A 10,828-nucleotide genomic window follows, 5' to 3' on the forward strand; every position below is an offset into this window, starting at 1 on the left:
AGGACGCCTGCCATAGCTCCGGCGTCAACCGCCGCGTCACAATCATCCTCGCCGCCAAGAGCCGGATCGAGATGACCGAGGCGCTGCGCAAATTGAACGAAGAGGAAGAGGGCTTCGAGCCGATGCTTGATATGGTCACCGACTATCGCAAGCATGTCGAGCGCATGGTAGACTTCGCCAAGATGGTTGAGGCGCGGCTCACCATCGCCGCCCATGACGCGCTTGGCTTGACGCTCGACGAGACCGAGCCACAGGACGATCAGATCGGCGCCTGAGCGTGCGCTCGTCCCGTCCCGGACCTCGCGGACCGGGGCGGAGCAAGCGGCCCTGAGGGCACGGTGGCGTGTACGTACGCTTCGCCTGGCAGCCCCGATACCAGCATCCCCTTCAAATCTGCTTCACGTTTGAAGGATCGGTCGACGACGAGAGGCGCCAGCAAGACCGTGAGTGCGGCGGAGATGCGGCCTATGGAATATTGGCCGGGTCGTTCTTCAGCGGCTTGCTGGGCTACGCGATTTAGAGGTTCGCTAAACCCGACTGCGTGCCAATGGCTTGATTTATCGAGCGACGACGCGCGCTAGCCACTGAATTTAGGTTGCTGATTCACAGCGTTAATAGTGGCTACCGCGCCCCGCATAGCCGCCCTTGGTCCCATTCAAGCGCCTGTTTCATTCGCATCGCCCCTCTCAGGGTCTCGCGTTGATCTGCGGGAAGCTCTTGGAAAGGAGCTACAGGAGCGCCGGCGGTGGCCTGTGCATAGCTGGCGCTGACCTCCTCATCAGAAGGGATCGGCCCCCAGCAAGGATAATAGCCCATACATGCGATGTCGCATCTGTCGCTCACGGGCTTTCGGGCGTATTCGCCGCAGGTGCACGAACAGCCTGTGCCGCCGAGCGCAGCGTTACGCTGCTCGGGCGTGATGCAGGCGGCGCGCGGGGGCGGAGGCGCCATCAGCTGCTTCGCCTGCGCGAGCGCCTGGGCGGAAACCGCGGACGCAGGGGCGCTTAGCGGCGGGGGCGCCGGCAGGCCGAAGATATTAACGTGCTCTCCCGCCCCTTGCTGATACGCCAGAAGTGCCGATCCGGTGATCATCGTGGGGAACAGTGCCGCGACCAGCAGGATGAACCGGACGAACGGCCGTGTCATTCGTCCTTCTCCGTGATCGAATACACGCGCGGCCGTCCGGCGGTTGCCCAGGCGCATAGATGCGGGCGCAATGGGCCATCGATCAACGTGCGGGTCTGATCGATCATCTGACGGACCACCTCGGGTGGCGCACCGTCGACGTCATGTCCGGCGGCCACCGCCTCGGCGAACGCCTGGCGGTCGCGGTCGGTCAACTGGATCTGGCAGGTCATCGCACCGGTCACCGCGCCACCCGACACGGCCGGCGCAGCCGGCGCGCGCGCCGACGCCCACGCCAGCTCGTCGGCATCGAAGTCGGATCGCTCGTCGATCGGCAGCAGCTGCTGGGCGATGATGTCGCGGTCGATCTCTCCACGGATCTCTGCGCGTTCGAAGCTGACCGGCTCCAGGTCGCTGCGCGCGACACCGGGCGAGGCGAAGGCGATCTCGATCGTGCCGACCAGCCGGATCGGCTGGCGGCAGGCGGATTCGGCATCCTCCTCGTCTTCGAACAGACGCGCCGACAACGATCCAAGCATGAAGCCTGCGGTGTTCTGGGTGATGCGAACCTGTGCGCCCGTCTTGCGGCTGACCACCTGCACGCAGCCGTTTGCGGATCGGGTGGCGGCCGCCTCGACCGAATTGACGATGCCTGCGTCGTTGCCGCTGTGCCAGTCCACCTCGACATGGGCGGGGAAGGTGCCGGTCTGGCCAGGCTGCAGCGGCTGCATCGACACGGTGATCTTCATGCCGGACGCGCTGCCGTTGCCGGGCGCCATTAATGCCGCCACGGCGGTCGAAACGGTCTGGCCGGACGCGTCGAAAATCCGGTGCACGGTGTCGGCCGTCTCAGCCGTGCCGTCGACGCCCGAGCCGCGCGTGATCTCGGCGGGCAGATAGATCTGCCCGGTCGCCGCCAGCGAGGCGGCGATGGCGCGAGCTGCCTCGGCTGAGTCGCCGACGGTCAGCCCGAAGCCGAATTCGTCGCCGCACTGGAACAGCGCGCGCGTTTCAGCGTCGCAGCCGGGATTGGGCGCCACCGGCTCGTAGACCGTGACGCCGCCGGGTGTCGGCGGGGCGGGTTGCTGCGGGCGCTTCGGCTTGGGCAGCGGCTTCTTGGGTCGGGGGGCGCCGCCGCCGCGGTTCGTCGGCGTCGCCGTACCGGACACGGTGGCGCTGACGCTCGGCCGCACCAGGCGCACCGTCACGGTGCGCTCGCTCGTCTCTTCGGCCTTGTCGGCGACGTTGGTGACGACGACCGTCTGGTAGCCCTTCAGTCCGCCCGCGCGCGTCGGCTCGAGCGGGGCATAGGGCGTGGACCAACTCACCGCGCAGCCGCCCTGGGCCAGCGGACGTGCCGCCCCCAGCGAAAGCAACTCGCCACGCGTGCCGACGTCGATGTCGCCGCAGGTGTCGCGGTTCGCGGCATCCTCCACGGTGATGCTGAAATTCTCGGGCAGATACGGGACCGGAGGCCCCGCATAGGGGCTGTTGCGCAGCGCCACCCAATTGGGCGGCGCGGCCTCGTCGGCGAATTTCACGCGCAGGCAGCGGGCGGCGATCGGCGGGATCTTGAGCTGCACGGTGGCGGCGACGTTGGCGCTCAGATCGACGTTATGGCAGCCGCGTGCCCACAGCCGCCGGTCGAACGCCGGTTGCGCCATCTGCCCCGCGCGGCTGCCGGCGACCAGATCGGGAAAGTCGGCGAGCTCGACGATCATTTCCGAGAACACGTCGCGCAGCCCGCGTCGCCAGACCGGGCGCATCCCGCCGCCCGCCGCGTCGCGCACGAACCCCGATTTTAGTCCTCGATCGAGCCAGCGCAGCACGTCGCGCATGTCGCGGGCGTCGGTGGGCGGACGCATCGCGGGATCGTGCATCGCGCGGATGGCGATCGCGCCGCCGGGGCGGCCCTTCAGCATCTGCCGGAAGAAGCTGCCGGTGAGGTAGCCGGTGTGCCGGATATGCGGGGTTCCCTTGGCCCCCTCGATGAACGCCGTGGTGCTGCTCGTGTCGATGACCGCCTTTCCCGACCCGTTCGCCGGCGGATAGTCGGGATGGCGCCACGGCGTGTCCTGAACATGATCGATCGCGAGCGGCTGGTCATAGTGGCGCAGCCCCAGCACGAAGGAGAACATCCGCTCGCTACCGGCGGAATCGGAGGGGGCGGTGGCGTAGCGCCGTGCGAGGCTGCGCCGCGTGAAGGCGCGATCGGCATGCTCCAGGAACGCGTTGCCCCAGCCGTTGCCCGCGGCCTCGCTCACCCAGTGCGGCAGGCGCCCGGTGTTCGGCCTGAGCACGCGGTTGTGATACGCATGGACGAACTCGTGCGAGGTGAAGGCGGCGCCGAACGGGTTGCGCCAGTGATCGAGGTTATAGTGTAGGCTGAATTTGTCGCCCAGGCACCAGCCGACCGCGCCGGGCGTGGCGCAGATCGGGCGCCCGGCATCGGCAGGCTTGTAGTTGCCGGTCGTCGCGACCGTGCTGTTCCAGTTCCAGTTTTCGACGGTGGCCGCTGCATCCGGCGTCCACGCGGGCCGCTTCCGCACGAAGATCACCGGCTTGCCATTCAGCGTCGTGTCGATCCGCGGCGCGCCCAGGAAGCGTTCGTGCACGCTCCACGCCTTCTCCATCCGGTCGACCAATTCGGTGGGGATGATCGCCGTCATCGGCGTGGGTGAATCGTCGTTCACCGAGATATCGTAGCCGAACACGCGGAACTTGCCGCTGGGCGCCAGCTCGCCGTTGGGATGGGCAGGAATGTTCGGGACGCCTGCGCTCTGCCGGGCATCGGCGATCCCGACCAGCGCCACGCCGGCGACGGCCGCGATCGCGCCACTGCGCCGGCTTGTCCGCCAACTTGACCGCCTGTCGACCATGGCTCCCCTTCCGCTCAGCCCCGACGCGCGCCCACATCCGCGCTCGCCTCCATACCGGAAGAACAGCAAGCGGCGGACGAAGCGGACATTCGGGGCTTGGCGGATCGGTGTGTCCGGTTTTCCGGCCCGATCCGGTTCTTCCCTTCGAGCAGGCGTCGCGTCCGGTGTCGCCCGGGGACACGATCGGGGAGATTCATCATGCGTTTTGCGTTTTCACTGGCGGCGTTCGCCGCGACTGCCGCGCTTGCCGGGCCGGCGCCCGCTCAGACCGCGCCGAAGGGCAGCGAACTCACCCTCTATTCCTCGTCCAACCTGAAGGGGCAGAAGCGCGTGGTGACGGCGACGTCCCCAAATCTCGGCGGTGTCGATGCCGACAATTTCGCGTGGAGCCTCAGCACGAAGGGGCGCTGGGAGGTGTGTATGGACGCAGGTCACCGCGCAGGCTGCCGAACGGTGATCGGGGAGGTTCGTGATCTGGGCACCGACGGTGGCGCGATCACTTCGGCGCGGTACCTGGGTCCAGTCGGCCAGCCGGCCGCCGCGACGACCCCGGCTCCGGTTTCAGCCATACCCGCCGTCCAGGCGCCCGTCGCGGCGGGCAACCGCTATTCGACCACCTCGGGCATGATGACGGTGTCGCGCTGGGACGCGACGGGCTTCGCGGCGCAATATGGCGACCGCAACAGCCGCCTCGAAGGGACGGTGTCCGGCAACACGGTGACCGGCTACTGGATGCAGGACAGTTCGAACCAAAGCTGCCCGACCGTGCGCGGCGGCACGAGGCACTGGGGCCGGTTCACCTTCAACTTTACGCATGACGGCAACAAGTTCGACGGCAAGTGGGACTGGTGCGGCACAACCGCCGGCGACAGCGAATGGAACGGCACGCGCGAAGGCGGCTCCACGTCGAGCGCGCCCGGCTATTCATCCGCTGACCAAGCGGGCCTCGCAGCCGCCACCCCGGTGCCCGGCGCGGTTCGCCGCGTCGGCGATGCCGTCGAGCGCCGGGTGGGCGACGAGGTCGAGCGCCGCGTTGGCGGCGCCTTGGGCAAGCTGCTCAGGGGCAACTGAGATGCTCGGATCGATCGTCGCCCTGCTGCTGGCGGGGCAGGTCGATCCGGGCGCCGGCCCGGATCGCGACGCCAGGCTGACGCCGCCCAGCGGCTTTCACGGTTCCTGGCGGGTGCTGGCCGCCGACGATGCCGGTCGGCAGGCGACGATGCGGATCGACGTCCAGCATAGCCCGGGCGAGCGTGAAGGGACCGGCAGCTACGCGCTCTACCAGCCGTTCTGCGATCTCGTCGCCGAGCGGAGGATCACCGGCGACGCCGATTGCGAGCTGATCGGCCAGGGGGGAGAGGCAGGCGTCGCCTTGCGCGACGGTCGGCTGACGATCTCGTTCGCGCCGACCGCGGACGGCATCGAACACCGACTGGTCGTCCGGCGGAGCAGCGCCGGACTGACCGGCGTCTACCGGGTCGCCGATCATCGTCGTGCGGTATGGTTGGAGCGGGTTGCGGAATGAAGGATCAGGCGATGGCATCGAGGTGCGCAGGGATTGCGGTGGCACTCGCGCTGCTCGCCGGCTGCGGCGGCGTGGAGCGTGACGAGGACGGCGCCGTGCCTGCCTCGGGTGTAAAGATTTCGGGCTTGGGCGCCGGCGAAGTCGCTGCACCGCGTAATCTGCCGCCGTTCGCACCGGTTTATCCCGGCGCCAGCGTCACAAGCACCGTGCTCAACGCGCCCGAGCCGGACAAGGGCATGATGGTGCTGTCGGTGCCCAGCGCGAACGGTGCCGCGATCATCGAATTCTACAAGCGGCGCGGCGCGGCGGCAGGCCTGAAGCTGGGCATGGAAACCGCGGCAGGCGCAGGCCGCATCATCGCAATGAACGAGAGCGGGGAGACCACCGGCGACACCCCCCGCGCATTGCAGGTGACCGTCGTCCCGAGCGACGCTGGCGCATCGACCGTAACCGTCATCTACGCGGGAGGACAATGACATGCACATGGGGGGCAGATCCATAGCAGCGCTGCTGATGCTGACGGCGCTCGGCGCCTGCAACGAGGAGCCGGCGACCGCAGTCAGCACGCAGGCGACCTCCAACGCATCTGTCGCAACGGCTTTGCCGAACGCCACGTTAACCACGCGGAACAGTGGCGACGAGCTCGACGACGCAATGAGATGCTGGGGGCTGACCAACCGCGCCTACTTCATGCATCAGGCGGTTCAGGGCGGCGCCGGCAACCTGCCGTCACCGAACCCGCAGGTCTATGTCGCCTGGTCCAATCTGGCGGCGGTGACGGCGCATGGGCGCGGCATGACGCTTGCCGATTTCGAAGCGCGGCAACACGCTGCTCAACAGGCTGCGACGGTCTATTCGCTCGATGTGAAGCCCGATCATGCCGCCGCGGTGCAGCGCTGCATCGACACCGCGCCGCCGCGCGGTGCCGATCCCGATCTGACCTGGCCCGACTGACAGAGGAATTTCCCGTGCGCGCGATCTATCTCGTTTCCGTCCTGTTACTCGCCGGCTGCGCGGCAGATCCATCGACCGATATGGCGCAGAACGGCGTCGAGCCCGCGGCGGAGCAGGCTGGGGCGAAGCGGCAGGACGCGGCACCCTCCGGCCGCGTCGGCCTGGAGGAGGTCGAATTCGCCTATCGCTGCCGCGGCCTGCTGTCCGCCGCATCGGCCTCGGAGCGAATCCTGCCTGCGGGCGAGGCTCCGGCTGAGCTCGCGCGGATCGACATGCGGGCGATCGCTTGGTGGACCGGCGAGGCGTCACGCCGCGGTGCGGCGGCCGGGATCGATCGAGACCAGCGCGCGAAAATCCTGGGCGAGACGACGCGGGTTCTCCCTTCGCGCGAGAAGCTGGGCGAGGCGTTGCCGGCGATCCGCGAATGTCTTGCGCTGATCCCCGCATAGAAACGGTAATTTCGCGCCCGTAACACTTTTGGTGGAAACCGCCCGGAACATGCGGATAATCGGGCGATGGCGAGCGATTCCCCCGATGCGCTGGTCGCGGCGCTCTATCCCCAATTGAGGCGGATCGCGCGCGACCTGCGCTGGCGCTATAGCGCCAGCGAGACGCTGCGATCGACCGCACTGGTCAACGAAAGCTTCCTGAAGCTGCGCCATGCGCACGGCTTCGTCGATGAGAAGCATTTCCTGCGCACTGCCGCCCGCGCGATGCGGCAGATCCTGATCAACCACGCGCAGGCGCGGCTTACCGCCAAGCGCGGCGGCGGCGCGGCGGCGACCGCGTTCGACGACGACCTGCCCGACGTCTACTGGGAAAGCGACGAGCGCCTGGTCGCGCTCGACGGCGCGCTCGTGCGGCTGGCCGAATTTGCTCCGCGTCTGGCGGAGATCGTCGAATACCGCTTCTTCGGCGGCTATTCGGAACGCGAGATCGGCGAACTGCTGGGCGTGACCGAACGCACCGTGCGGCGCGACTGGGCCAAGGCCAAAGCGCTGCTGTTGATCGAGCTCGACAGCGCCGAAGGGGCCTGACCCGCTATTTCAGATACCGCGCGCGTACCTGATCCGCCGCTTGCGCCAGCCGGCTCCCGGCTGGGCCCAGCGCTGCCAGCATCGTATCGAAACGCGCCAGAGTCGCTTTGGCGTCGGCCTTATGCCCGGCGGCGCCCTGCGCGCGTGCCAGCGCCACCAGCGCCATCGCCGTGCCTGGCGGCGGTGTCTTACCGCGCCGCGTCAGCGCGACGGCCTCGCGTGCCGTCGCCAGCGCATCGCCCCTGGCGGCGGCGATTTCCGCTTCCGATCGGCCGGCCAGCGCGGCGACATGATGCATCGATCCCGCCCCAGCGAACTTTTCCGCCATCGGCACTGCTTCGGCGAGCGCGGCGAGCGCAGCGTCGGCCTTGCCGGTCTGGAGCAGCACCTTGCCGTAGTTGGCGATCAGCGCGGCGGTCGCGCCCGACGCGCCGAACAGCTTGCGGCGAATCGCCACCGCCTCGGCGAACAGCGGCTCGGCACGCTCCGGGCGACCCGACAGCGCCTCGACCGCGGCGAGATTGTTGGCGGTGTTGAGCGCGTCGGGGGTTTCGACCAGCCCGGTCTGCCGCCAGATGTCGCGTGCCGTCTCGAACGCCTTGCCGGCGCCGTCGAGATCGCCCAGCCCCTGCCGCGCCACGCCCAGATTGTTGTAGAACACCCCCGCCTGGCGGTTGTCGCGACCGTGCATGTCCAGGTGATCGGACAGCGCGCCCTGCAATAGCGCCGCCGCGCGTTCGGGGTCTTGCGCGCGCAGAACCTGCGCCTCGACCAGCCGGCTGTCGATCAGGCGAGCGCGCCATTTCGCGGCATCGGTCCGCCAGAAGGCCTGGGCCTCGGCGAGTTGGGGCGCGGCGCCGTCGAGATCGCCCATCCGCAGCAACGTCTGCGCGAGGTCATAGCGCGCCGCCGCCAGCGTCTCTGGCGCGACCGTCCCGGGCCTTGCGGTGACCACCGGCATCAGCGCTGCCTTGGCCGCTGCATAATCGCCCAGATAGAAATGCAGCTCGCCCAGCGCGTGCAACACCGCGCCGGCGCCGCCCGGCTGGGTCGCGTGCTGGGCGACGATCCGCGCGGTCGCGCGATCGAGCACCTCGCGGGACGAAGCCTCGGCGCCCGCCATCTCGACGCTTTCGGCCAGCAGCAGATAGAGCGACTGGCGCACCGCCTCGCTGCGCGCCTCCTCGGACAGCGCCGCGTCGCGCGCCGCGATCGCTTCGCGCTTCTGGATCAGGGCAGCGACGAGGCCCGCCGACAGCGCCAGCACGACCGCCGCCGCCGCCGCGATCGGCCAGCGGGCGCGCCAGATCGCGCGGCGTATCCGATATCCGCGCTCGCCCGAGCGTGCCTGGACCGCCCGGCCGTCACGCGCGCGCCGCAGGTCTTCGATGAACATGTCCAGCGTCGGATATCGCGCCGTGGGCTCCTTGCGCAGCGCCTTCGCCAGCACCGCGTCGAGATCGGAAACCAGCCGCGCGGGGGCGTCGGCGAGGACCGGGGCTTTCTTCCGCAGATCGACCAGCCGCGCGGGATCGCGCTCCAATATGCGGCTTATGCCCAGCGCGACCGGCAGGCCGTCGAGATCGATCGGCGGCCGGCTGGTCGCAAGCTCATAGAGCAGGGCCGCGGCGCCGTAGACGTCGCAGGGCGGCCCCGCCCGCTCCCCGGTCAGCAGTTCGGGGGCGGCATAGGGCGCCGACAGCGGCAGCGCGCCTTCGGTACGGTCGCCGAGGCCCAGCTGCTTGGCGATGCCGAAATCGATCACCCGCACGCGCCCGCCGGCATCCATCAGCACGTTGCCGGGCTTGAGGTCGCGATGCAGCACCAGCATCCGGTGCGCCTGCGCCACCGCCTCGGCGACGTCGATGATCAGTCCGATGCGGGTGTCGAGCGGGATTTCATGCGTGGCGCACCACCGGTCGATCGGGCCGCCCTCGACCCGTTCCATGACCATCCAGGGACGATCCCCGGCATCGATGCCGCCGTCCAATATGCGCGCGATACCGGGGTGGTCGAGATCGGCGAGCAACTGGCGCTCGGCCTCGAAGCGCGCCCGGTCGATTCCGCGCCCGGCATGCACGACCTTGAGCGCACCACGTTGCTCGAATCCGCCCTCGGTGCGCGACACGGAATACACCGCGCCCATGCCGCCCTGAGCGATGACGCCGTCGATCCGCCAGGGGCCGAGGCGCCTGCCGATGGCGATCCGATCGGCGTTCGAGTCCGTCGGCATGACCGGATCCAGGTTCTCCCCCTCGTCCATCCGCGCGAGAACCTCGCGTGCCCGAGTCAGAAGGGCCGGATCGTCGCCAAGCTGTCGGGATAGAAAGGTGTCGCGAGCGTCCTCGGGCAGTTCCAGCGCCGAGTCGATCAACGCCGAGACGCGTGTCCAGTCCCCCGCTTGCATAGTCCCCCTTTTCGCAGCGTTGCCGGAGGATACTGCGAGATTGGCGATTACAGTTCAAGAAACCGATGCCACTTCGCCCGCGACCGAGAAGCTAACGGCTTTTGGCACTAATGGTCGGTCGGAAATGCGCCTCAACAACGGTCATTCGCCACCGGATCGCCGCGCCCTGGAAGCAGACGGGCCGCTTTCCCCGACAAGCCGTATCGGCCGATGTCAGGATTTGCGTGGGAAGCTGCCCAAGCCACGAGGTAATGCGCAGCGGTGTCCAAAGCGTCAGGATCGCTTCGCGCGCTAGAACCCGGGTTCAGACGCGACGCACGATATTTTTGCTACACTGGGCGCATCAGCGACGCTGACTAGCAATCCGAGAAGACGAGCGCGGATCACAATCGCTGATTGGGTTCGGCCGAGAACACTAGCTAATTCTGGAACAGATGTTGTTTTCCACCGGTCCCGAAGAGTTGAATCATCCGAACGAGACCACTTTTCTAACCACCCCACCACGCCTCCACACTCATATGCCGCCCAGATCATGGGCAAGCTCCCAATATGCACTAGCAGTTTTTGCGAGCGCAAGAGATTGGATTAGCGACTGCTTCTGGGGCGCGAGCTGCCGGACCGCTTCGCGCCTCAATCCCGGCCATTCCGGGACAAATGGCGTGCTCCAAAAAACCTGCCATTCGTTCTTGTGGACTGCAAACCAAGGCGGCTAGCGGTCGCGCTCTCGCAGACTCAACCACACGTCCGTGCGAAACGAACGGACCGGTCATCACAAGATTGTCTCGCTCTATTGAAGGCGGTCGTTACCCTGCTGTCATCGCTTCCCAGGCGGCAGACCTCGCCAATCGCCCTCCGACAGGCGAGCCGTGGGGATCGACAGTCATGCGATCGAAATTTTCCC

Annotated in this window: 10 protein-coding genes; 7 read left to right on the forward strand and 3 right to left on the reverse strand. The window is 68.0% G+C overall.

Annotated elements, in window-relative coordinates:
* Positions 1 to 275, forward strand: a 275-nt coding sequence (locus VYI76_RS03295) for a hypothetical protein (protein ID WP_326523351.1), incomplete at its 5' end; no start/stop codon positions are given.
* Positions 276 to 621: 346 nt separating this feature from the next.
* On the opposite strand, the gene VYI76_RS03300 is transcribed toward VYI76_RS03295, so the two are convergent.
* Entirely contained in the window at positions 622 to 1,146 is a 525-nt protein-coding gene (locus VYI76_RS03300; RefSeq protein ID WP_326523352.1) for a hypothetical protein, read from the reverse strand.
* The gene (locus VYI76_RS03305) at positions 1,143 to 4,004 is read right to left on the reverse strand and encodes a hypothetical protein (RefSeq protein WP_326523353.1); all 2,862 of its coding nucleotides are present in this window, start codon (positions 4,002 to 4,004) and stop codon (positions 1,143 to 1,145) included. The genes VYI76_RS03300 and VYI76_RS03305 overlap by 4 nt, the downstream gene beginning before the upstream one ends.
* A 198-nt stretch (positions 4,005 to 4,202) precedes the next feature.
* On the opposite strand from VYI76_RS03305, the gene VYI76_RS03310 reads away from it, so the two are divergent.
* The 6 genes from VYI76_RS03310 (at position 4,203) to VYI76_RS03335 (ending at position 7,520) form a co-directional block, all read left to right on the forward strand.
* A complete protein-coding gene (locus VYI76_RS03310; protein WP_326523354.1) occupies positions 4,203 to 5,075 on the forward strand; it encodes a hypothetical protein in 873 nt (290 codons plus the stop codon).
* A gap of 1 nt (position 5,076) precedes the next feature.
* Complete coding sequence (locus tag VYI76_RS03315) at positions 5,077 to 5,529, forward strand: hypothetical protein (RefSeq protein ID WP_326523355.1); 453 nt, start codon at positions 5,077 to 5,079, stop codon at positions 5,527 to 5,529.
* 11 nt (positions 5,530 to 5,540) lie between these two features.
* Complete coding sequence (locus VYI76_RS03320) at positions 5,541 to 6,005, forward strand: hypothetical protein (RefSeq protein WP_326523356.1); 465 nt, start codon at positions 5,541 to 5,543, stop codon at positions 6,003 to 6,005.
* Between the two features lie 37 nt (positions 6,006 to 6,042).
* Complete coding sequence (locus VYI76_RS03325) at positions 6,043 to 6,483, forward strand: hypothetical protein (RefSeq protein ID WP_326523357.1); 441 nt, start codon at positions 6,043 to 6,045, stop codon at positions 6,481 to 6,483.
* 14 nt (positions 6,484 to 6,497) lie between these two features.
* Positions 6,498 to 6,932: a hypothetical protein gene (locus tag VYI76_RS03330; protein ID WP_326523358.1), complete on the forward strand. Its 435-nt coding sequence runs from the start codon at positions 6,498 to 6,500 to the stop codon at positions 6,930 to 6,932.
* A 66-nt stretch (positions 6,933 to 6,998) separates the two neighbouring features.
* On the forward strand, positions 6,999 to 7,520 hold the full coding sequence (locus VYI76_RS03335; RefSeq protein ID WP_326523359.1) for an ECF-type sigma factor: 522 nt from the start codon (positions 6,999 to 7,001) through the stop codon (positions 7,518 to 7,520).
* 4 nt (positions 7,521 to 7,524) lie between these two features.
* Here the strand turns inward: VYI76_RS03335 and VYI76_RS03340 are convergent, their stop codons facing one another.
* Positions 7,525 to 9,927 (reverse strand): serine/threonine-protein kinase, encoded by a 2,403-nt coding sequence (locus VYI76_RS03340; RefSeq protein ID WP_326523360.1) that lies wholly within the window; start codon positions 9,925 to 9,927, stop codon positions 7,525 to 7,527.
* Between the last annotated feature and the right edge of the window lie 901 nt (positions 9,928 to 10,828).

It is taken from the genome of Sphingomonas sp. (assembly GCF_035910975.1).
Classification (GTDB): Bacteria; Pseudomonadota; Alphaproteobacteria; order Sphingomonadales; family Sphingomonadaceae; genus Sphingomonas.

Bases quoted from the DNA above. Each gene is read 5' to 3' on its own strand.
- VYI76_RS03320 (WP_326523356.1), top strand. From the start codon at position 5,541: ATGGCATCGAGGTGCGCAGGGATTGCGGTGGCACTCGCGCTGCTCGCC.
- VYI76_RS03305 (WP_326523353.1), bottom strand. From the start codon at position 4,004: ATGGTCGACAGGCGGTCAAGTTGGCGGACAAGCCGGCGCAGTGGCGCG.
- VYI76_RS03325 (WP_326523357.1), top strand. From the start codon at position 6,043: ATGCTGACGGCGCTCGGCGCCTGCAACGAGGAGCCGGCGACCGCAGTC.
- VYI76_RS03300 (WP_326523352.1), bottom strand. From the start codon at position 1,146: ATGACACGGCCGTTCGTCCGGTTCATCCTGCTGGTCGCGGCACTGTTC.
- VYI76_RS03310 (WP_326523354.1), top strand. From the start codon at position 4,203: ATGCGTTTTGCGTTTTCACTGGCGGCGTTCGCCGCGACTGCCGCGCTT.
- VYI76_RS03335 (WP_326523359.1), top strand. From the start codon at position 6,999: ATGGCGAGCGATTCCCCCGATGCGCTGGTCGCGGCGCTCTATCCCCAA.
- VYI76_RS03340 (WP_326523360.1), bottom strand. From the start codon at position 9,927: ATGCAAGCGGGGGACTGGACACGCGTCTCGGCGTTGATCGACTCGGCG.
- VYI76_RS03315 (WP_326523355.1), top strand. From the start codon at position 5,077: ATGCTCGGATCGATCGTCGCCCTGCTGCTGGCGGGGCAGGTCGATCCG.